This window comes from Daeguia caeni, assembly GCF_042653845.1.
GTDB lineage: Bacteria > Pseudomonadota > Alphaproteobacteria > Rhizobiales > Rhizobiaceae > Brucella > Brucella caeni.
Window position 1 is genome coordinate 30954 of the sequence record NZ_JBHSEL010000031.1, and the last position, 20899, is coordinate 51852.

Genomic DNA, 20899 nt, shown 5'->3' on the forward strand with positions numbered 1-20899 from the left:
GCTTTTGCCATTATGGCTGACAGCTTATTGAAGGACGCGGCATTTCAGCAAGGCGCCAGAAACGATCTGTTCGCGCATTTTTTCAAGCAGCGCCAGCGCACATTCCTCGCCTGCATTGCCGATGAGTTCGGTGAGCGCCGTGGTGAAAGCGGCTTCCGCCAGGATTTCCGGCTCGATGCCTTCAGACACGCCTTCGGCCCATGCCTCATTCTGGTACTCGATTGCGACGAGCTTCTTCTCGTGTGCGATCAGTTCTTCGAGTTCATTCGGTGCATGTGCCATTGAAGTCATCCCGGCTTTCGCCATAAACATCGCCCTGCAGGCCAAACTGTACACCTGTCATAAAACGAATGTTCAGAAATTTTAAGATAATATTAACAGATGAATTCAAACTTGCGTGAAACCTTTGCGATTGATCCGCACAAGATTGCTGTAATGGTTAATTGCCATAGCGCGTGATGATTTCACCGGTCAAAGCCGTGCCTTCCTGCATATAGCGCTCGATTGCCTTCTGTGCGGAAGGCGTACAACGGGCATAGTTTTCGCTGAAAACACGATAGCCATGGTTGAAGCTGGAGACGAGGCGCTGCCTTTCCTCTTCGCCTGGCTTTTCGGCGGCAATGATGGCATCCATGCGCGTGCGCCATTCATTGCCGGTTTCGCCGCATAGATTGTGCAAATAATGCAGCGAGCCCAGAATTTCGGCCAGACGCAGCATCTTGCCCTCATAGGGGGCATCCTCGGCATGGGCAGGCCCCGTCGCATTGAACGCAAGCGTGAGCAAGATGACGGCTGCCCGATGCCCTTTGCGTCTCAATCCTTGTCTCCCTGGCTTATGATGCGCGATGGTCAAGAATAGGGCGGCAGTAATGCAAAAAGTCAAATCCTATCTGCGTCCATCTTCCCTGGCTGCAACGGAGCGCGCAATATCGAGCGTGCTCTCGGTTACGCGGTAAAGGGGCATTTCCTCAACCGTCAGCCATTTGAGCGCAACCGCATCATCGCCGGCCTGCGCAATGCCGTTGATGTCAAAGGCGCGAAAGACCGAGAGAAAATAGCTTTTGGCATAGGCCCTTGTCTCACGGGCGAGATCAAGGGTGATGAAATGTTCAAGCCTTTGTGCGGTAAGAGCCGTTTCTTCCAGCAATTCACGCAGGGCTGCTTCGGTTGCGGTTTCGCCCGGTTCGACGCTGCCGCCAGGAAAGGCGAGATAACCTTTCAGCGGTTCCTTGCCACGTTCGACAAGCAGAAATCGGCCTTCACGGCGGCAGATGATGGAAACACCATGAATTTGTTCGGGTATGGGCAGGATCGGGATCGTTGACATGGACAAGCTATGAGCCGATTGCTGCCGGAAGGCAATCATCCTTGCTCTTGACCGCACATGAAAAACACTCAACATGGCCGGCCATGTGTGGTCGTTTTTCGCTCAAGAACAGTCGTGACGAGGTGGAAGCCGCGCTTGGCGCGCTGATCCCGGATGATTTTCCGCCGCGTTACAATATTGCGCCAACCCAGCCGATCCTCATCGTTATGCCAAGCGAAACGGTGCGGCCCGTGGGCAGCAATCGCCCGGACCGGGCAGGGCATCTGGTACGCTGGGGCTTTGTGCCGTCATGGGTGAAAGACCCGAATGCGCGTGCGCCGATTTTCAATATCCGTTCGGAAACAGCGGCCGAAAAGAATTCGTTCAAGGCTGCGCTTAGCCATCGTCGCGTGCTGGTGCCGGCATCAGGTTTCTATGAATGGCGACGCAATGGCAGCAACAGGGCGCAGCCTTACTGGATCCGGCCGCGTCATGGCGGGGTGATTGCCTTTGGCGCACTGATGGAGACCTGGAGCGGGGCAGACGGTTCGCAGATTGATACGGCAGGCATTCTGACGACCGGCGCCAATGAGGCGCTCAGCCTGATCCATCATCGCATGCCGGTTGTGGTGGTGCCGGAAGATTATGCCCGCTGGATGGACTGCAAACATTATCTGCCGCGCGAGGTGGCAGACATCATGCAGCCTGCGCCGGACGATCTTTTTGAGGCGATTCCCGTATCGGATCTGGTCAACAAGGTGTCGAATACATCGCCGGATGTGCAGTTGCCCGTATCAGCGGACTTGACGGCGACGGCAACGCGCCCAAAAAAAGCCGGCAAAAAAACGGGTGCGGATGACGATTCGGGCAATGGCCAGCTTTCCATGTTCTGACAGGCACAGGACAGCTCATCCATAAATCAAGGGGTAGAACGTGTTTTCAGCAGCAGCTTCAGGCTTTTTACTCGGCGCGTCGCTGATTATCGCCATTGGCGCGCAAAATGCATTTGTCCTGCGCCAAGGCCTTTTGCGTCAGCATGTCTTTATTCTTTGCCTGATCTGTTCCCTGTCTGATGCGGTGCTGATTGCAGCAGGTGTTGCCGGGCTTGGCAGCCTGATTGCGCAATCACCGAGGCTGATTGCCTTTGTCACGCTGGCAGGTGCTGCCTTTCTGTTCTGGTATGCTTCAGTGGCCTTTCGCCGGGCCTTCCATCCGGAAGCCTTGCAGGCCAATGCGCAAGGGGCATCAAGCCGCAAGGCGGCAGTGCTGACCTGCCTTGCGCTTACTTTCCTCAATCCGCATGTCTATCTCGATACTGTGCTGCTGCTGGGCAGCCTTTCGGCACAGTTCGAGGGAACGTCCCGCGCCGCTTATGGTGTCGGCGCGGCGGCGGCATCATTTTTCTGGTTTTTTTCGCTTGGCTATGGTGCGCGCCTGTTGCAGCCCATATTCGCCAGGCCTGCGGCGTGGCGTGTCTTGGACTGCATCATCGGTGTGGTCATGACGCTGATCGGCCTTGGCCTGTTACACCGTTTTTTTGTCGGCTAGGATCGAATTGCACGGTACCTTGATCTGGATCTTCCTGCTCTTGTGCGAACTGTTCATCAGGGCTGCGACCAGAACAGCAGGACCAATCTCGCGGTATTGACCAAGCAGGTTTTGTTCATGTGGCTGGATTTGAGCTTGAGACATTTCCTGATCCTTTCCGAATGCCTGCTCACCATTGTTTGCCCGATTTGGGCGGAATGAAGGCTGCATGAAGCCTGAAAACAGTTTTATGGATCAGGATTAAAACAATGCTAATCCGGTGCCGTGTCCTGGTGCAACAGTCAGAAACGTGACGGATTCAGCATCCAGATCAAGGTTTGCACTTGACGCGGGGGCTCTGGCTGAGGATAAGTGCGCTCATGAAAACGCCGACCACGATCATTTGTATTTGTGCGATTATTATTCGCTAGCAGTTTGCTGGCCCGGTCGTTTTCGTCTCCCCTTTCCGATACAGGATGATAACGCCCCGGCCAGACGGGCGCGGTTTTTCGTGCATGCACAAGGATGGTATTTGGGGAGTTAGAGGATGGCAAAACAGCCGCATTTAAGGCTTTACAATACGCTGACCCGCACAAAGGAGGCGTTTAGCCCCATCGATGCGCAAAATGTGCGTATGTATGTCTGTGGCCCGACCGTCTATGATTTTGCCCATATCGGCAATGCACGTCCCGTCATCGTGTTCGATGTACTGTTCCGCCTGCTGCGCCATGTCTATGGTGCCGAACATGTCACCTATGCGCGCAACATCACGGATGTGGATGACAAGATCAATGCGCGCGCGGCGCGTGATTACCCTGACCTGCCATTCAATGAAGCCATCCGCCGGGTGACGGAAAGCACCAATGCGCAGTTCCAGAAGGATGTTGCTGCCCTTGGCAATCTGCCGCCCACGGTGCAGCCGCGCGCAACCGAGCATATGGACGAAATGCGTGCTCTGATCGAACGGCTGATTGAGCGCGGCGTGGCCTATGTCGCGGAAAATCACGTCCTGTTTTCGCCATCGGCAATGAACCAGCTGAACGGCCCGCGTTATGGTGCGCTGGCACGCCGTTCGCTGGATGAGATGCTGGCGGGCGCGCGTGTGGATGTTGCCTCCTACAAGCGCGATGAAATGGATTTCGTGCTGTGGAAGCCTTCCAAGGAAGGCGAACCAGGCTGGCCATCGCCGGCAGGCATTGCGGTTCTGGGCCGTCCCGGTTGGCATATTGAATGCTCTGCCATGTCGATGGCAAAGCTGCTGGAGCCATTTGGTGGCGGCCTCAAATGCGATGATCCGGAACGTAACCGCTTTGACATTCATGGCGGCGGCATTGACCTCGTCTTCCCGCATCATGAAAACGAGATTGCCCAGTCCTGCTGCGCCCTTGGCACGGATCGCATGGCCAATGTCTGGATGCATAATGGCTTCCTGATGGTGGAAGGCCAGAAGATGTCAAAATCGCTCGGCAATTTCATCACCATCCGTGATGTGCTGGACGGCGGCTTGCCACAACTGGGCGATTGGGACGACAAGGACTTACGCGACCGCTGGGTGGGGCTGGCGGCACGTCTTTCCATGTTGCAGACCCATTATCGCGAGCCGATCAACTGGACGGCGCAGCGTCTTGCCGAATCGGCTGATGAGCTGCATCGCTGGTATGGTCTGCTGCGCGAGGCCAATTTTGCTGCACCCGAAACGCTTGGCAATGCTGGTGATGTTGCCGATGCGCTGGCTGATGATCTCAACAGCTGGGCAGCGATCACACAATTGCGCAAGGCTTACAAGAACCGCGATGCGGTTGCGCTGGGCGAGGGCATGGCGCTGATGGGGCTTTATGAGCCGCAATTCATTACGGCACAGGATCTGCCCATCTTTGCCAGGGCCAAGGTGGATGCGGCTGCAATCGAAGCACGCATCGCCGAACGGCTGCGTTTCATTGCCGACAAGAACTGGGCCGAGGCGGATCGTATTCGCGATGCGCTTCTGGCCGAGGGTGTGCAGCTGAAGGACGGCAAGGATCCGATCACCGGTCAGCGTATCACCACCTGGGACGTGGTCGGCTGACAGTTATGGGCGAGGAGGGCGCCATGACACTGGACAATAAACCGGTCTACACCGGAGGCTGCCAATGCGGCGCGGTGCGGTTTCGCGTGGAAGGCGCTCTGGGCAGGGCATCGATCTGTCATTGCCGCATGTGCCAGAAGGCCTTTGGCAGTTTCTATGCGCCGCTGGTTTCGGTAGCCGAGGGCACATTGCACTGGATGCGGGGTGAGCCGAAACGTTTCCAGTCGTCCAATCATGTAAGGCGTGGGTTTTGCAGCGACTGCGGCACACCGCTCACCTATGAGGCCCCTGATGGCGTGGCGCTGGCGATTGGCGCCTTTGATACGCCGGAACACATCCAGCCGACGATCCAGTGGGGCATTGAAAAGAAGCTTGGCTATGTCGATACGCTTTCCACGCTTCCGGGCTATCCAACTGAGCGTGATGCGCAAAGCATCGCATTTGTAAAAACAATGGTGTCTTACCAGCACCCTGATTATGACACGGAAAACTGGCCCAGCCGCAAGGCTTGAGCCAGTGACAGGCAGATCATTATGGCACGTGAACGCATATATCTCTACGACACAACCCTTCGGGATGGGCAGCAGACCCCCGGCATTGATTTTTCCGTCGAAGACAAGAAGGCCATTGTCGAACTGCTTGAGGAACTCGGCGTTGATTATGTCGAGGGGGGCTATCCGGGTGCCAATCCGACCGATACGTCCTTTTTCCAGCAGCGCCGCACGAACAAGGCAAAATTTGCTGCCTTCGGCATGACCAAGCGCGCCGGCGTTTCCGCTTCCAATGATCCGGGTCTTGCCAGCCTGTTGCAGGCAACGTCCGACGCCATCTGCTTCGTGGCCAAAAGCTGGGACTATCATGTGCGTCTGGCGCTTGGCTGCACCAATGAAGAAAACCTGGAATCGATCACTACATCTGTTGCGGCAGCGCGCAATGCTGGCCGTGAGGCGCTGGTCGACTGCGAACATTTCTTCGATGGCTACAAGGCCAATCCGGATTATGCGCTGGCCTGTGCCAAGGCCGCCTTTGATGCGGGCGCGCGCTGGGTCATTCTGTGCGACACCAATGGCGGCACGCAGCCTTCGGAAATTGCCGAGATCGTGAAGAGCGTCAGCAAGGTTGTGCCGGGCGAAAATCTGGGCATCCACGCCCATAATGATACCGAACAGGCTGTGGCCGTGTCGCTGGCAGCCATTGATGCCGGCGTGCGTCAGGTGCAAGGCACGCTGAACGGCATTGGCGAGCGCTGCGGTAATGCCAATTTGGTGTCGCTGATCGCAACCCTGTCGCTGAAGCCTTACTGGTCGGAGCGGTTTGAAATCGGTGTCACGCGCGAGGCTTTGAAATCGCTCACCCGCATTTCGCGTGCATTCGATGATATTCTGAACCGCGCTCCATCCGAACAGGCCCCCTATACCGGCACCTCGGCCTTTGCCACCAAGGCTGGCATTCATGCTTCGGCGCTGCTGAAAGAGCCGCAGACCTATGAACATGTGCCACCTGAAACGGTGGGCAATCGCCGCCGGGTTATGGTTTCCGATCAGGGTGGCAAGTCGAATTTCATTTCTGAACTGGAACGGCGCGGCATCCATGTCGCCAAGAATGATCGACGCCTTGATACGCTAATCGCGCTCGTCAAGGAAAGGGAAGCGGCGGGCTATGCCTATGAGGGAGCGGATGCGAGTTTTGAACTGCTGGCGCGCAGCATTCTCGAACCTCAGGAAGCCTTCTTCAAGGTTGAATCCTTCCGCTGTCTGGTCGAGCGCCGCTTTGATGCCAATGGCAAGTTGAAGACCGTTTCGGAAGCAGTGGTGAAAGTGGTGGTGGATGGCGAGACCTATATGTCGGTTGCCGAAGGCCATGGGCCGGTCAATGCGCTGGATATTGCGCTGCGCAAGGATCTCGGCCGCTATCAGGCAGAGATTGAGGATCTCGAACTGCTCGATTTCAAGGTGCGCATTCTCAATGGTGGCACGGCGGCAATCACCCGCGTTCTGATCGAATCCGGTGATGCGACAGGCGCACGCTGGCGCACGGTTGGCGTGTCCGACAATATTATTGATGCGTCGTTCCAGGCCCTGATGGATTCGGTCAATTACAAGCTGATGAAAAACCGTGCCCTCGGAACGGCAGCCTGAACGGACAGGTTTCTGATGCGATCCGTGATGCGCCCGCAAGGGCGCATTTGCATTTGTGCGGTGTCACTTCACCGCCATTCATGGATCGATCATTTTAATTGAATGGATTTTATTCCCTGTTGAGCGCATAGCTGACGGCCAGATGCAAAAAATTGCCCCATTCTTATGGGGGTAGGGCAGTTCTGGGAAAACGGGAACCGGTTTTCCGTCCGGAACTGCGCACAAACAGAATGTGCTGGCGCGCAATGATCAGCACAGTGAAGAGGTGGGGAATGACCGACGGCGTTATGACCGGCAAGAGCCAGGCGGATGGCTCACGTGGGCTGTTTATGGCCTTGGGTGCCTATGCGTTCTGGTCGCTCATGCTGTTTTACATGAAGGCGATGAAACATGTCTCGCCTGTCGAGATCGTGGCGCACCGTGTTGTCTGGTCGGTTCCCTTTGCCTTCATATTGCTGGTTGCGGCCGGGCAGGTGCAATCTGTCGTGGGAGCGTTTCGCCAGCCGCGGCTTCTCGCCATGGCAACGCTGACGGCTTTTCTCGTCATTCTCAATTGGTCAACCTATGTCTGGGCGGTTACCCATGACATGGTGATGGAAGCAGCCCTTGGCTATTACATCAATCCGCTGGTCAATGCACTGCTGGGCGGCCTGTTTCTCGGCGAGCGCCTCACCAAGGTGCAATATTTTGCCATTCTGCTGGCCTGCATTGCGGTGACGGTGCTGACCATCAATGCCGGTGGCCTGCCATGGGTATCGCTGATTGTCGCCTTCAGTTTCGGCTTCTATGGCTTTTTCCGCAAGAAGCTGCCCATGGGCGCGCTGCAGGGTTTTACGCTGGAAGTGCTTGTTCTTGCCCTCCCGGCCATGCTCTATATTTTCTGGCTGATCTCCAGCAAGCAGGATCATTTCGTCGCGGGAACATCGTTTGATGTGACTATGCTGCTTCTGGCCGGGCCGATTACGGCCATTCCGCTTATTCTCTATGCCGGGGCGGCCAAGCTGATGCGCTATACAACGCTTGGGTTGATGCAATATTTGACCCCGACCGTGCTGTTTCTCTGCGCTGTCTTCGTGTTCCATGAACCGTTTTCGTCGGTGCAGCTTGTCGCTTTTACCCTGATCTGGACGGGGCTGGTCATCTACACCTGGTCGGCGCTGGCAGAACAGCGCCGGGCTGGTCTGGCAGCTGCGTAAGCGCTTAGGGCCTACGTCCTATAGGCATTGGCAAGGGCGACAAATTCCGCAACGCTCAGGGTTTCGGCGCGGCGCGTGCCGTCAATCTTGGTCTTTTCAAGCAGTTCTGCGCCGCCAATGGATTTCAGGCTCTGGCGCAGCATCTTGCGTCTCTGACCGAAGGCGGCCTGCGTGACCAGACCAAGGGCCGCGGCATCGCAGGGTAGGGGATCCTCACGCGGGACAATATGCACGACGGACGACATGACCTTTGGCGGCGGCGTGAAGGCCTGTGGCGGTACGTCAAAGACAATTCTCGAATGTGTGCGCCAGCCTGCAAGCACGCCCAGCCGGCCATAATGATTGCTGTTGGGCGTGGCCACGATGCGTTCTGCCACCTCACGTTGGAACATCAGCGTCATTGAGGCATAAAAGGGCGGCCATGGTTCGACCAGCAGCCAGTTGAGAAGCAGCTGTGTTCCGACATTATAGGGCAGATTGGCAACAATGCGTGGTTTTGTCTCGCCCGGGAAAAGCGCAGTGAAATCCTGCTCCAGTGCATCGCCGGCAATGACACGCAGACGTCCCGGATAATGCGCCTCGATCTCGGAAAGGGCTGCAAGGCAGCGTTCATCACGCTCAATAGCTGTTACCAGCGCGCCTTGCGCAAGCAGTGCACGTGTCAGGCCGCCTGGGCCGGGCCCAACCTCGATGACGGGCTGATCCTGCAGATTGCCGGCCTGCCGCGCGATTTTTGACGTGAGATTGAGGTCGAACAGGAAATTCTGCCCAAGTGACTTTTTGGGCATGAGATCATGCCGTTCGATGACCTCACGCAAGGGGGGAAGATTATCAATGCTCATGCTTTGCCAGCCGCTGCGTTGTCCGCCAATGTCTGTGCCAGCCGGATCGCCGCAACGAGGCTGTCGTCACGGGCAATGCCCTTGGCTGCAATATCAAAAGCCGTGCCATGGTCAGGTGAGGTGCGCACGAAAGGCAGACCAAGCGTGACATTGACCGTTTCATCAAAGGCGAGCGCCTTGGCAGGTATCAATGCCTGATCGTGATACATGCAGATGGCCGCATCATAACCTGCCCGTGCCTGCGCATGGAACATGGTGTCGGCCGGGTAGGGGCCGCGCGCGTCAATACCTTCGCGCCTGAGGCTTTCAACCGCCGGGCGGATGATGGCGTCATCCTCTTGCCCAAGCGCGCCTCCTTCGCCCGCATGCGGGTTCAAGCCGGAAATGGCAAGACGTGGCGCGGCAATGCCAAAACGGGCACGCAATTCATGTGCGGTGATGCGCGAGACGGTGACGATTTCCTTGCAGGTCAGGCGCTTTGGCACTTGTGACAGCGGAATGTGAATGGTTACGGGCACGGCGCGCAATTGCGGGCCCGCCAGCATCATGACGGGGGTGACCTCACGTCCCAGATATTGGCTCGCCAGTTCGGCCAGAAATTCGGTGTGTCCGGGATGTCTGAAGCCTGCCTCATAAAGCGGTTTCTTGGCGATCGGGCAGGTGACGACACCAGCCGCCTCGCCGGCAAGCGTATAGGCTACGGCCCGTTCGATCGCCTCGATTACTCCAGCTGCATTATCTGGCAGGGGCGTGCCGGGGCTTTCAATATGAGCATTGTTGAGCGCAATGACGGCAAGCTTTTCGTCAAAAAGCGGTGCTGCCTCTGCAGGCCTTTCAACGGTTGCGAGCGGGATTTCAAATCCAAGGCATCTTGCACGCGCGGCCAGTTGCGCGGGATCAGCAAGCAGGACAAAGGGCGGCAGATTGCGTTCGCGCCGATGAAGCCAGGCCGAAAGGGCAATGTCTGGCCCGATACCTGAAGGATCGCCAATACTGACGGCAAGGGGTGACGCTGAACGCATCGCGGAATACTTTTCGTTTGCAGGCAGGAAAACAAGGCGCCGGAGAACCGGCGCCCTGGATCAGCGATAGACGATTTTCGCCTTGTCACGCAGTTCCTTCACATATTTGTTGCTCAGCTCTTCAGCCTTTTTCTGCTGTGCTGCTTCCGATTCCGTACCTTCCAGCGAGAAGATCATCTGGGCGACGCGGTCATCATTGAGCTGGCGCGTCGAGCATACGGCAAGGAATTCAACGCCCTTATCCGTTTCATGCGGAGGTGTGGTGCGGCCAGTGCCAGCAGCCTTGACATCTTTCGCCCATTCCGGCGGCAGTTCCGGCTCAAGTATGCGGCCAAGATCACGCACTGTCACATCAAGCATGCCTTTGGCCTGTTGGCGGGTGGTTTCACAATTCTGGAAACGCGAGCGCAGCGCATTGGCCTCCTGCTTGCGCTTGGCAATGAGGGCTGGCGTGCGCTTTGCCGCCGGGATGACGAAAATGACCTGCTGCAGCTTGTATTCGGTGGCGACCGGCTTCTTGCCGCCGTCCTTCAGCATGCGTTGAACGGCATCCTGCTCGCTGACCATGCCGGTGGCACGGAAACGCGCGCTCACCAGACGGCCCCAGCCCATCTGTACCATAATGTACTTCTTGAAGTGATCCGGCGTGACACCTGCCTGATTCAGGATCTGATCAAGCTGGGCAACCGTCATCTTGTTGCGCTCGGCAAAGCTCTTATAGGCGTTGTTGATTTCCTGATCGCTGATATTGACACCGCGCGTTTTCATTTCAATGCGCTTGAGCATTTCCTCAACCAGCTGGTCGCGGGCGAGCTGGTTGAGATTGCCCTTCTGATGCTGCAGCTTCAGGAAATTGACGCGACGGGCAATGTCGCCATTGGTGATGGCGTTTCCGGAAACGACGATCTTGACGGCTGCATCTTCAGCGGCAACTGCCGGAACGGGCAACAGGCTTGTGCCAAGCGCCGTCATACATACGGCTGCGCCGAGTAGAGAGGCAAAAAGTGGTCTCACATACTTCATCGTACTTCCCGTATCCTTTCGGCGCGCAATCCAGTCAGGGTGCCTTCACATCAAATCTTCAAAGGAGCTTCCCGGATGGCAATAGGGTTGAGCGCAAACAGATTTTACTCTTCTATAGGGTGGGTAGTGCGGCGAAACAATGACTTTGTCATATTTGCTGCCGCGAGCAGAGGGTGGGATACGGTTTTTGTTCAAAAACCGTCATTATTTGCCCTCTGACACGACAGAAATTCTCACGCCTGCGCCCCTCCCGGCTGAAAGCATGGATCAATTATCAGAATCTGGTCTGCTCGCTGCCAAAATCACCCAGCGTGCGCAGGGAAATCCGGAAGCCAATACTATGCGAGGCCTCGCTTTCGCCCGGATTGCGGGTCTGCGAATAGGCCATGGCATAGGTGAAGCATTCGTCATCATAGGCAAAGCCCGATGATGCCTTGACCAGCGTTTCGGAAACCAGATCATAGGTGGTCGAACCGAAGACGCGCCAATTGGTGTTGAGCTTCACCGAGGCACTGCCTGTGATTTCCTCGCGCAGGTGTGAATAACCATAGGCCGGCTGTGGCGCGATATAGGCATATTGGCCCGAAACCGAGATCCGGCTCCAGTCCTGACGCGCTTCAAGTTCACCACGCTGGATCGAGAAATCATCCTTGCTGAAACGGCCACGCGCAGCAAGTGCAAGTCCCGTCGAGTTGGAAGTGCCAAGCATGGCGACATAGTCCGAACGGGCATCCTCAAGGCCGGAATTCGCGCCGACATTGACATAGTCGAAAGTCGAATAGGAATTCAGGCCAGCAAGCTGGAACGACTGACCTGCAAGGGCATAAAGCGCCCAGTCGCTGTTGGTAAAGCTGCCGGAATAGCGCAGCCCCAGATTGGCGCGCGTTCCACCTTCAACACGGTCATAGCCGGAGAACTTGTCCCGCTCGAACAGGTTGGTTGCGTCAAACACGAAGCTTTGTGCATCTTCGTTCGGCAGTTCGCCCGCATAGCGCTCATTGTTACGTACGAAGATCTGCGCAACCGGCTCGATGATATTCGTGGCACTGGTGGAAGAAAACAGGATCGGCCAGCGCAGTTCAAGACCGGCTGTTGCCATGGCGCGCAGAGCCTGCTCACGCACAACCGCGTCGTTCAGACCGGCCAAAGCCGGGTTGAAATTGGTATCGATGCCAATGGCATCGGCGCGCAGCGCCAGCAATGGCGTGATCACCAGACCGGAATCGGTAATGAATGTGCGCTTCCATTCGGCTTCGCTGGTCAGGCGGGCATTGGTGCCGCTGAAGCCCGGAATGCGCGGAAATGCAGTAGTCCCCAACGGCGTGTAATTGGCATTTTCACGATAAAGAAGCTGCAGATTGCTGGTAAAGCTCAGCTCGCCACCATAAACCGGCTCCGGCATGGTGTAGGAATAGTCAACGCTTGGGAAAACCCAGGGCTGTTTGGTATGCATTTCGCCATCAGCGCCAGGAAGATAGGATTCCTGCACGTTGAAGCGATAGAAATTCATGTCGAAATAATTGCGGTTGGCAATGCCGGTCAGATAGATCTTTGAGACCTGCGTCTGGCCGCTATAGCCGGCAATGTCATAGGTGCGGCTGAAATTGCGGTCGCTTTGCGCCATGACATCCCAGCCAAAGCGCCAGCGCGAATTGAGCGCAAAATTACCCTTCGAGGCAACCATGCCGCGATTGGTTTCATGCCTGTCGGTTGTATAGAGGCCGAACTCTTCCGGCTTCATCTGGTGGATGCCGGCAATGCGGAAATCATAGGTGCCGTTTTCCAGACGATGCCGCCATTCAGCCTGCGTCAGGAACCCCTGCTTGGTATAGGCGGTCGTGGAAAGTGTCAGGTCATAATTCGGCGCCAGAGCCCAGAAATAGGAATTCTTGATGCCGAAGCCGAGCTCATCCTTGTAGGAAAAGCCGGGGAGGAGGAAGCCGCTCTTGCGCTTCACTGTCGGGTCGGCCATCTCAAAGGCCGGGAAATAGGCCAGCGGCATGCCGAGCAGTTCAAATTTGCCGCGTTCAAAACGCACCGTCTTCGTGGCGCTGTTCCAGATGATCTTGCGTGCCTTGATCTGCCACAGAACCGGTTTGTCCGGATTTTCCATGCAGGGTTCGCAAGCCGTATAGACACCATTGTTGAAGACGGTGATTTCTCCATTGCTGCGTTCTGCGCTTTCAGCCGCAAAACGCGTATTGTCGGTTGTCTCGACGCGAAGGCCATTGACAAAGCCGTCGCGGAAACTGTCCGTGACATCGACATGATCGGAATAGATCTTGTTGCCATCGCGTTCGACGATTTCAACATCGCCAGACGCGGTCATGCGACGCGTATTCTGGTTATAGGTCACCTTGTCGGCGACCAGACGGTTGCCGTCATAGGCAATCTTGACCTTGCCCTGGGCTGTAACGATGCCCGCATCGCGGTCATAGATCAGTTCATCCGCCTGCAACAGCATACGGGCCTGAGGATTGGTCTGGTAATTTTCCGACAGCACGTCCTGTGCCTGTGCCACAGAAGAAATCAGTCCGACCGAGATGAATGGTGATGCAAGGACGCACGCGAGCGCAGTCCCGCGCAAGATGCGCGAGCGCCAGAGCGGCATAACCATGCGGGCATTACGCAAACCCACTAACCATCCTCCTTATGCAACAAAAAGGAGACACCAAAGAATGTCGCAATCAACACAGGTACCCAGGCAGCCACAAATGGCGGGACGAATCCCGCATTGCCGAATGCCTGGACAAGTATTGATACGACATAAAGCATGAAGCCAGCCGCAACGCCACCCAGAATCATCGTTCCGGACTGTCCAAAACGCACAAATTTCAGGGACACTGTTGCAGCAATGAGAGTCATGGCCATCAGAAGAGCCGGCAATGCCAGAAGTGATTGGTATTGCATATCAAAAGCATTGGCCGAATAACCGAATGAACGTGCTACTTCTATCTTGTGGCGCAGCTCTGTGAAGGGAATCGTTGCGGGCGAGGCAAGTTTTTCCTCAACATATTCCGGACGAAGCTGGGTCGGGATCTCGTAACGCGCCAGTTTCTGCGGCTCTTTGCCCTCCACGAAACGTGTGACATCGTTCAGTTCCCAATACCCATCCTTCAGTCGGGCGGTCACCGCATCATAGCGTGCTGCGATTTCCTTGTCGCTGTCGAACTGGATAAAGGTCGCATCTTTCAGCGTTGCGCCATGATCCAGTATTGTCTTGGCGCCAATGATGGTTTCGCCTTCATCCGTCTTTTGTCTGAGCCAGGGATCGCGAAGCGCCGACACATCGGTGACCTTGCCGCTTTTCCACACGGAGGTGATTTCTTCTGCCTTGGCAAGACCATAGGCCGAAAGCGGATTGAGAATGAAAATGGTTGCAAGACCAAACAGGAAGGCGCCAAGGCAGGCTGGCAGCAAGAATTGCCAGGCCGACACGCCGACCGAACGTGCAACCACCAGCTCATATCTGCGATTGAGCGAGATCAGCGTCGCCATGGCCGAAAACAGGGCCACGAAGGGGATCATCTGCTGCACGATAAAGGGCACGCGCATGGCCGAAATGCCAAGTGCGGTCCATGCCGAATAGCCGGGCAGATTGGACAGTTTGCTGGCATTTTCGGTGAAGTCCAGCAAGATCGCCAGGACGAAGATGCCAAGCAGGAAATAGAGCGTGATCTTCACATAGCGCATGAAAAAATAACGGAAGAGCGTCCAGCCGATCATGCCTGCCCTCCCGCATTACGGCGATATCGAGCGGACATGCGCATGTAAAGCTCGATCACATATTGTCTTGCAGCAAGCAGCATATCGACAATTCTGTCGCTCCATTTATCCGGAATGCCGATGCGCCGACCGGTTGCGAGCGCAAAGCCCGTCACAACAATCACGCCAAGCGGAATGGCATACATCAGAACGAAATAGACAGGATCCTTGTCAGCCTTGTCGGAAACGAAATAGCCGGCCCAGTAAACCAGCAAGGCCGTGGTGATGGCCGAGAATGAGGCCGAAATCCGCGCCTCACGGTGCGAACGGGAATCACCGGCAAAATTGAGCGCAATCAGCGCAAAGACAATGGGATAAAGCCATTGTGTCAGACGCCGGTGCAGCTCGGCCTTGTAACGCAAGGGACGTGTTTGCAGAATCGGATCATTGGGATCCGGATTCATCAGATAGGACAGCGGGCGATCCTTGGCATAGAGAACAAAATCCTCACCCGCCGAGGTAAATTGCGTAAGATCAAAGGCATAGGAATCGAAATTGATGATCGAAACAGTGCCATCCTCTACATTGCGCCGCTGCAGCTCGCCATTTTTCAACAGCAGCATGTCGCCATTGGGGGTGGAAGCAATTGCGCCATCGGTGGCGTAATAAATGAGATCGAGCGTGGGATCGCGTGAATCGGCAATGAACAGGCCGCCGATCGATCCATCGCTGCGGCGTTCGGCGATCTGGATGTAGAGATTATCGGCAATCTTGCGGAAATTGCCTTCCTGAATGACGACATTGAGCAGGTCAGCGCTGGCATCCGCCATCATGGCGCGCATGTTCATGCGCGCATAGGGGTCGACATAGTTGGCGATGAAGAAGGAAGCCACGGAAATGACTGCGGCCAGAAGCAGGATCGGCCGGGCCACGGCGCTGCGTGATGCGCCGGACGCATTGATGACGACCAGTTCCGAATCCTGATTCATGGTCGAGAGGGTCTGCGTGACGGCAATGATCAACGCGAAAGGCATCACCAGTGGGATGGCGGAAGGGATCATGAGCGAGCTGAATTGCAGAATCGTCTGAAACGTCTGACCACTCGTGGTCAGGAAGTCGATTCTCTGCAACACCTGAACCGTCCAGGCAATCCCTACCGCAGCACACAGCACTGCGAGAAACATGATGGCCACGCGGCGCAGGATGTACAACTCTATCAATGGCATAGGCGGAGCTTACATCCCGTTTGTTCAATAGGCCTGCTTACAAATCTGCAAGAAAACCCTGTCTTGGTTCAAACTAGCGACGTTCGGCTAACAATGACCGAATAAACACGGTTAACAGAATACTAATAACAAAGCATCAGTTCCAGTCCACACAACCAACAGAATATCTGAACACAACCTTGGCAACCGTTTTGATTCACCTGGCCTGTATGCCATGTTTTACGCGGCTGATTTGCAGCCTGCGTCTGGTTGGTCTGACGATTTCGTGCAAAAACAGTGATTTGAAAAATTGTGTTGCCGTTTCGCCACATTCGTTCCACATGAAAGGGCTGGCGAAGCCTTCCCATAAATCAGATCGAGTCTGGAGCCAAAATGTCAAAACGTCCTTCGATTTCATTCAGCGATTTCAAAGCCCCGGAAAAGGGTGTTGCCATCATTCTGGTTGCCAAAGGCGGAAGCTTCGCCGAAGAGGCGGCCAATGCGGTTGGCGGCGCAGACAAGATCAAACGCATCATCGAGATTTCCGGTTTCACCGGCGCGCTTGGCAAGACGGCTGAGGCGATTGAAACAAATGGCAATGCAATCGACAAGATCGTGCTAGTTGGCGTTGGCGAAGCCGGTTCGCTTGGCAACGACGCCTGGATCAAAATTGGCGGGGCAGCCTATGCGCGCATCGGCAAGGCGGAACAGGCCCATGTCACCTTGGCATTGCCGGAAACCACCATTGCCGGTGATGAGGCAGCCGATGTCGCGCTTGGCATGATTTTGCGCGCTTACAAGTTTGACCGCTACAAGACGCGCAAGAAGGACGACAGTGGCGAGCCCAAGCATGCGCCAAAAATCACCATTGCAACCGCTGACATCCATGCTGCCAAGAAAGCCTTTGAAGCGGCGGAAGCCGTGGCCGAGGGCGTCATTCTGGCGCGCAATCTGGTCAATGAACCGGCCAATGTGCTGGGGCCGGTCGAATTTGCCGAAGAAGCCGAAAAACTCACCAGGCTTGGCGTGAAGGTCGAGGTTCTGGGCGAAAAGGAAATGAAAAAACTTGGCATGGGCGCGCTGCTTGGCGTTGCGCAAGGTTCAGTGCGTCCGCCGCGTCTTGTCGTTATGGAATGGCAGGGCGCAAAGTCCAAGGAAAAGCCGATCGCCTTTGTCGGCAAGGGTGTTGTGTTTGATACGGGCGGCATCTCGATCAAGCCGGCACTTGGCATGGAGGAAATGAAAGGCGACATGGGTGGTGCTGCGGCCGTCATTGGCCTCATTTGCGCCCTTGCCGGACGTAAGGCCAAGGTCAATGCCATTGGCGTGGTCGGGCTGGTTGAAAACATGCCTGACGGCAATGCCCAGCGTCCGGGTGATATTGTCACCTCCATGTCCGGCCAGACGATCGAGGTCATCAATACTGATGCGGAAGGCCGTCTCGTTCTGGCCGATGCGCTGCATTACACCAATACGCGTTTTGAACCGCGTATCATGATCAATCTGGCAACGCTTACCGGTGCCTGCATGGTTGCGCTTGGCCATTATCATGCCGGCCTGTTCTCCAATGATGATGAACTGGCTGATCAGCTTTATGATGCCGGTCAGAGCAGTGGCGAGAAACTGTGGCGCCTGCCGCTTGGGGAAGAATATGACAAGATGATCGATTCCAAATTCGCCGACATGAAGAATTCGTCCGGCCGTTATGGCGGTGCCATTACGGCGGCCCAGTTCCTCAAACGTTTTGTCGGCGACACACCCTGGGCACATCTTGATGTTGCCGGCACGGCGATGGATTCGCGCGAAAACGAATATAACCAGTCATGGGGTTCGGGCTTTGGCGTGCGTCTGCTTGATCGGCTTGTGCGCGACCAGTATGAAAGCTGAGACTGCTTCACTGCGCATGTGAAGCGACAGACGGATAGAGAATGACAGAAATCCTGTTCTATCACCTGACCGAATCAACGCTCGATGAGGCCTTGCCCGGCCTCGTCGAGCGCTCACTTGGGCGAGGTTGGCGTGTCGCCATTCAGACCGTGAGCGAGGAAAGGCGTGATGCGCTGGACAATCTGCTCTGGACATTTTCGGATACATCCTTTGTCGCCCACGGCACGGATCTGGAGCCCTATCCCGAACATCAGCCGGTTCTGCTCACCGTGACGGAGAACAATGCCAATGGTGCGACGGTGCGCTTTCTCGTGGAGGGGGCTGCCATTGACAGGGCTGGCGATTATGAACGCCTCGTCGTCATGTTTGATGGGCATGATCAGGCACAGCTTGAGACTGCACGTGCGCAGTGGAAAGCCTTCAAGGCCGAAGGTCATGATCTCACCTATTGGCAGCAGACATCCGACCGGCGCTGGGAGCGCAAGGCCTGATGCGTCCGGTTCTGGTGCTGATGATCATTGCCGGTATTGCGCTTGGCCTTGGCTATCCATGGTATATGCGCCATTTCACCGGCAGCGAGATTGGTCGCTGGACGGTGCTTGAAAACCGGCAAGGCGGCTTCAGGGTGCAGGAAGTGCGCCTGTCTGAAAGTGATGCGCCGGTGCGGGTCTTTGTCGATGCCGTCCCCTTGCCGGGCTATATACCCTCGCAACGCCGTTCGGCCCTGACCCTTGCTGTCAGCCGCGATGGCTTTCCGGTTCTGTCCGAAGGTCTTGATTTTGTCGCAAACAGCGCATCACCTGATGCTGCATTGCCGCAGGACGGCGGTATTCTGCGCCAGAGCGCCGGCGACATCGATCCGGTCGTGCCGGGGCTTTATTCCTTCCGCTTTGTCATAGGCAATACGGACGGGCTGCAATTGTCGAAAGTCGATCTGGTCTTGCGCCGGGGCGCGCAAACGCCGGATGAAACCATCACCACGATCGGCCTCGTTCTGGGTGTGCTTGGCATCTATGGCCTGATGCGCACGCGGCTGCGCCGGCAGGTTTAGTCCGCAGGATGAAATGGCGGATTAATCCGCCATTGCTTCTTCATATTCCGTCGAAAGCTCCAGCCATCTGTCTTCTTCTTCTGCGAGTTTGGTGCGCAGATCACTCAGTTCCTTGTTGAGCTTGATGGCTTTCTGCGCATCCTTCTCATAGAGTGCGGGGTCTTCCAGTTTGCTGGTGATGTCTGCAATCTGCTTTTGCAGTTTCTGGATCAGGCTTTCGCTTTCCTTGACCTTTTTCAGCAAGGGGGCTGCGGCTTCGCGCTTTTGCGCGGCAAGTTTGCGCTGTTCGGCCTTGTTGAGTCTTGCGCCGTCTTCACGCTCCTGTGCGACCGTTTCACCCTTGGCATCGGCCAGCACGATCTGGCGATAATCATCCAGATCACCATCAAACGGATTGACCGAGCCCCCGCGCACGAGCCAGAGCCGCTCCATGGTCGCTTCAATCAGATGACGGTCATGTGCAATCAGGATGACGGCGCCATTGAATGTGTTGAGCGCGTGTACCAGTTCCTCACGGCTGTCGATGTCGAGATGGTTGGTCGGCTCGTCGAGGATGAGCAGGTTCGGCCCGTGGAAGGTGGCAAGCCCCATCAACAGGCGCGCTTTTTCGCCGCCGGAGAGATCGCGGGCAGGAGTCAGCATTTTTTCGCTTGAAAGTCCCATCTGTGCCACGCGTGAGCGCACCTTGGCTTCCGGCTCGTTTGGCATCAGCCGACGCACATGTTCGATGGCATTTTCGTCGGGCATCAGATCATCAAGCTGATGCTGCGCAAAGAAGGCCACTTTCAGATTGGGCGCTAGCGTCAGCGTGCCCTTTTCGGGCTTGAGCCGCCCGGCAATGAGTTTGGCAAGCGTCGATTTGCCATTGCCGTTGGAGCCAAGCAGCGCAATGCGGTCATCATGGTCAATGCGCAAGGTCACATTGCGCAGGATCGGCTTGCCCGGTTCATAACCGACATCCGCCCGGTCAAGCGCGATGATCGGCGAGGCCACTTTCTTCTCCGCATTGGGAAAGGTGAAAGGCTGCACATTGCTTTCGACGTAAAGCTCGATCGGCTTCAGCTTCTGCAGGGCCTTCAGGCGCGATTGTGCCTGTCTGGCCTTGGTTGCCTTGGCGCGGAAGCGTTCGACAAAGGCTTCCATATGCTTGCGATGTGCTTCCTGTTTGGCATGGGCCTTTTGCTGCAGTTCCAGCATTTCATGCCGCTGGCGTTCGAACTGATCATAATTGCCGCGCCAGAAGGAAATCTTCTTCTGGTCGAGATGCATGATCGAGGTCGTGGCCGAATTGAGAAGATCACGGTCGTGGCTGATGATGATGACCGTGTGCGGATAGCGCTTCACATAGTCGATCAGCCAGAGCACGCCTTCAAGGTCGAGATAGTTGGTTGGCTCGTCGAGCAGAAGCAGGTCAGGCTGGGCGAAAAGCACGGCGGCAAGCGCCACGCGCATGCGCCAGCCCCCGGAAAAATCGGAAGCCGGACGGCGCTGTGCTTCGGCATCAAAGCCAAGGCCGGACAGGATCGCCCCGGCGCGCGCTTCGGCAGAATGGGCGTCAATATCGGCAAGACGGGTGTGAATTTCGGCAATGCGCTGCGGATCGGTTGCCGTTTCGGCTTCGGCAAGCAATGCCGTGCGCTCCTTGTCCGCCTTCATGACGATTTCGATCAGCGGCTCATTCGTTCCCGGTGCTTCTTGCGCAACCTGGCCAATGCGCGTGTTTTTCGGCAGGGAAATACTGCCTGTTTCCGGTGACAATTCGCCGGTGATCACCTTGAACAATGTGGATTTGCCCGTGCCATTGCGGCCGACGAAGCCGGTTTTTGAGCCGGTCGGCAGCGTCACGCTGGCATGGTCGATCAGAAGGCGTCCGGCAATGCGAACGGAAATGTCATCGAGAATAAGCATGGTCAGGCTTTTGCATGACGGGCA

19 protein-coding genes are annotated in these 20899 nt (G+C 56.2%); 9 read left to right on the forward strand and 10 right to left on the reverse strand.

Annotated features, from left to right (window positions below):
* Positions 1 to 24 precede the first annotated feature (24 nt).
* The 3 genes from ACFO1V_RS02700 to ACFO1V_RS02710 form a co-directional block, all read right to left on the reverse strand.
* On the reverse strand, positions 25 to 282 hold the full coding sequence (locus tag ACFO1V_RS02700; protein ID WP_374832297.1) for a hypothetical protein: 258 nt from the start codon (positions 280 to 282) through the stop codon (positions 25 to 27).
* A 157-nt stretch (positions 283 to 439) separates the two neighbouring features.
* The gene (locus ACFO1V_RS02705) at positions 440 to 787 is read right to left on the reverse strand and encodes a TIGR02301 family protein (protein WP_374832379.1); all 348 of its coding nucleotides are present in this window, start codon (positions 785 to 787) and stop codon (positions 440 to 442) included.
* A 99-nt stretch (positions 788 to 886) separates the two neighbouring features.
* Positions 887 to 1327 carry an NUDIX hydrolase gene (locus ACFO1V_RS02710; protein WP_374832381.1) on the reverse strand — a complete coding sequence of 147 codons (441 nt, stop codon included), beginning with the start codon at positions 1325 to 1327 and terminating at the stop codon, positions 887 to 889.
* An 83-nt stretch (positions 1328 to 1410) separates the two neighbouring features.
* Between ACFO1V_RS02710 and ACFO1V_RS02715 the strand changes: the two genes are divergently transcribed.
* The 6 genes from ACFO1V_RS02715 to rarD all read left to right on the forward strand — a co-directional run bounded on the left by ACFO1V_RS02715 (position 1411) and on the right by rarD (position 8232).
* A complete protein-coding gene (locus tag ACFO1V_RS02715; RefSeq protein ID WP_374832383.1) occupies positions 1411 to 2199 on the forward strand; it encodes an SOS response-associated peptidase in 789 nt (262 codons plus the stop codon).
* Positions 2200 to 2239: 40 nt separating this feature from the next.
* A complete protein-coding gene (locus ACFO1V_RS02720; RefSeq protein ID WP_374832299.1) occupies positions 2240 to 2854 on the forward strand; it encodes a LysE/ArgO family amino acid transporter in 615 nt (204 codons plus the stop codon).
* 526 nt (positions 2855 to 3380) lie between these two features.
* Positions 3381 to 4898: a cysteine--tRNA ligase gene (gene cysS, locus ACFO1V_RS02725; protein WP_374832301.1), complete on the forward strand. Its 1518-nt coding sequence runs from the start codon at positions 3381 to 3383 to the stop codon at positions 4896 to 4898.
* A gap of 23 nt (positions 4899 to 4921) precedes the next feature.
* Entirely contained in the window at positions 4922 to 5410 is a 489-nt protein-coding gene (locus tag ACFO1V_RS02730; RefSeq protein WP_374832303.1) for a GFA family protein, read from the forward strand.
* A gap of 21 nt (positions 5411 to 5431) precedes the next feature.
* The gene (gene cimA / locus ACFO1V_RS02735; protein ID WP_374832305.1) at positions 5432 to 7036 is read left to right on the forward strand and encodes a citramalate synthase; all 1605 of its coding nucleotides are present in this window, start codon (positions 5432 to 5434) and stop codon (positions 7034 to 7036) included.
* A gap of 272 nt (positions 7037 to 7308) precedes the next feature.
* Positions 7309 to 8232 (forward strand): EamA family transporter RarD, encoded by a 924-nt coding sequence (gene rarD / locus ACFO1V_RS02740; RefSeq protein WP_374832307.1) that lies wholly within the window; start codon positions 7309 to 7311, stop codon positions 8230 to 8232.
* Positions 8233 to 8243: 11 nt separating this feature from the next.
* Here the strand turns inward: rarD and rsmA are convergent, their stop codons facing one another.
* The 6 genes from rsmA to lptF form a co-directional block, all read right to left on the reverse strand.
* Entirely contained in the window at positions 8244 to 9074 is an 831-nt protein-coding gene (gene rsmA / locus ACFO1V_RS02745; protein ID WP_374832309.1) for a 16S rRNA (adenine(1518)-N(6)/adenine(1519)-N(6))-dimethyltransferase RsmA, read from the reverse strand.
* Positions 9071 to 10096 carry a 4-hydroxythreonine-4-phosphate dehydrogenase PdxA gene (pdxA, locus tag ACFO1V_RS02750; RefSeq protein ID WP_374832311.1) on the reverse strand — a complete coding sequence of 342 codons (1026 nt, stop codon included), beginning with the start codon at positions 10094 to 10096 and terminating at the stop codon, positions 9071 to 9073. Before pdxA ends, rsmA begins: the two co-directional genes overlap by 4 nt.
* A 60-nt stretch (positions 10097 to 10156) precedes the next feature.
* Complete coding sequence (locus tag ACFO1V_RS02755) at positions 10157 to 11119, reverse strand: peptidylprolyl isomerase (protein WP_374832313.1); 963 nt, start codon at positions 11117 to 11119, stop codon at positions 10157 to 10159.
* A gap of 274 nt (positions 11120 to 11393) precedes the next feature.
* A complete protein-coding gene (locus tag ACFO1V_RS02760) occupies positions 11394 to 13736 on the reverse strand; it encodes an LPS-assembly protein LptD (protein WP_374832384.1) in 2343 nt (780 codons plus the stop codon).
* Between the two features lie 20 nt (positions 13737 to 13756).
* On the reverse strand, positions 13757 to 14845 hold the full coding sequence (gene lptG / locus ACFO1V_RS02765) for an LPS export ABC transporter permease LptG (protein ID WP_374832315.1): 1089 nt from the start codon (positions 14843 to 14845) through the stop codon (positions 13757 to 13759).
* Positions 14842 to 16050 (reverse strand): LPS export ABC transporter permease LptF, encoded by a 1209-nt coding sequence (gene lptF, locus ACFO1V_RS02770; protein WP_374832317.1) that lies wholly within the window; start codon positions 16048 to 16050, stop codon positions 14842 to 14844. The genes lptG and lptF overlap by 4 nt, the downstream gene beginning before the upstream one ends.
* 372 nt (positions 16051 to 16422) lie before the next feature.
* Here lptF and ACFO1V_RS02775 point away from each other — a divergent pair, with 372 nt between their 5' ends.
* The 3 genes from ACFO1V_RS02775 to ACFO1V_RS02785 are packed head-to-tail and all read left to right on the forward strand — an operon-like array spanning position 16423 to position 18967.
* Entirely contained in the window at positions 16423 to 17916 is a 1494-nt protein-coding gene (locus tag ACFO1V_RS02775; RefSeq protein WP_374832319.1) for a leucyl aminopeptidase, read from the forward strand.
* 41 nt (positions 17917 to 17957) lie between these two features.
* Positions 17958 to 18407, forward strand: a complete 450-nt coding sequence (locus ACFO1V_RS02780) for a DNA polymerase III subunit chi (RefSeq protein WP_374832321.1) — start codon at positions 17958 to 17960, stop codon at positions 18405 to 18407.
* Entirely contained in the window at positions 18407 to 18967 is a 561-nt protein-coding gene (locus tag ACFO1V_RS02785) for a hypothetical protein (protein ID WP_374832385.1), read from the forward strand. The genes ACFO1V_RS02780 and ACFO1V_RS02785 overlap by 1 nt, the downstream gene beginning before the upstream one ends.
* Positions 18968 to 18988: 21 nt before the next feature.
* On the opposite strand, the gene abc-f is transcribed toward ACFO1V_RS02785, so the two are convergent.
* A complete protein-coding gene (abc-f, locus tag ACFO1V_RS02790; RefSeq protein ID WP_374832323.1) occupies positions 18989 to 20875 on the reverse strand; it encodes a ribosomal protection-like ABC-F family protein in 1887 nt (628 codons plus the stop codon).
* Between the last annotated feature and the right edge of the window lie 24 nt (positions 20876 to 20899).

Coding starts and splice junctions, on each gene's coding strand:
- ACFO1V_RS02775 (WP_374832319.1), top strand. CDS start 16,423: ATGTCAAAACGTCCTTCGATTTCATTCAGCGATTTCAAAGCCCCGGAA.
- lptF (WP_374832317.1), bottom strand. CDS start 16,050: ATGCCATTGATAGAGTTGTACATCCTGCGCCGCGTGGCCATCATGTTT.
- cimA (WP_374832305.1), top strand. CDS start 5,432: ATGGCACGTGAACGCATATATCTCTACGACACAACCCTTCGGGATGGG.
- ACFO1V_RS02700 (WP_374832297.1), bottom strand. CDS start 282: ATGGCACATGCACCGAATGAACTCGAAGAACTGATCGCACACGAGAAG.
- ACFO1V_RS02760 (WP_374832384.1), bottom strand. CDS start 13,736: ATGGTTATGCCGCTCTGGCGCTCGCGCATCTTGCGCGGGACTGCGCTC.
- rarD (WP_374832307.1), top strand. CDS start 7,309: ATGACCGACGGCGTTATGACCGGCAAGAGCCAGGCGGATGGCTCACGT.
- ACFO1V_RS02780 (WP_374832321.1), top strand. CDS start 17,958: ATGACAGAAATCCTGTTCTATCACCTGACCGAATCAACGCTCGATGAG.
- ACFO1V_RS02710 (WP_374832381.1), bottom strand. CDS start 1,327: ATGTCAACGATCCCGATCCTGCCCATACCCGAACAAATTCATGGTGTT.
- ACFO1V_RS02715 (WP_374832383.1), top strand. CDS start 1,411: ATGTGTGGTCGTTTTTCGCTCAAGAACAGTCGTGACGAGGTGGAAGCC.
- ACFO1V_RS02755 (WP_374832313.1), bottom strand. CDS start 11,119: ATGAAGTATGTGAGACCACTTTTTGCCTCTCTACTCGGCGCAGCCGTA.
- ACFO1V_RS02785 (WP_374832385.1), top strand. CDS start 18,407: ATGCGTCCGGTTCTGGTGCTGATGATCATTGCCGGTATTGCGCTTGGC.
- lptG (WP_374832315.1), bottom strand. CDS start 14,845: ATGATCGGCTGGACGCTCTTCCGTTATTTTTTCATGCGCTATGTGAAG.
- pdxA (WP_374832311.1), bottom strand. CDS start 10,096: ATGCGTTCAGCGTCACCCCTTGCCGTCAGTATTGGCGATCCTTCAGGT.
- abc-f (WP_374832323.1), bottom strand. CDS start 20,875: ATGCTTATTCTCGATGACATTTCCGTTCGCATTGCCGGACGCCTTCTG.
- ACFO1V_RS02730 (WP_374832303.1), top strand. CDS start 4,922: ATGACACTGGACAATAAACCGGTCTACACCGGAGGCTGCCAATGCGGC.
- cysS (WP_374832301.1), top strand. CDS start 3,381: ATGGCAAAACAGCCGCATTTAAGGCTTTACAATACGCTGACCCGCACA.
- rsmA (WP_374832309.1), bottom strand. CDS start 9,074: ATGAGCATTGATAATCTTCCCCCCTTGCGTGAGGTCATCGAACGGCAT.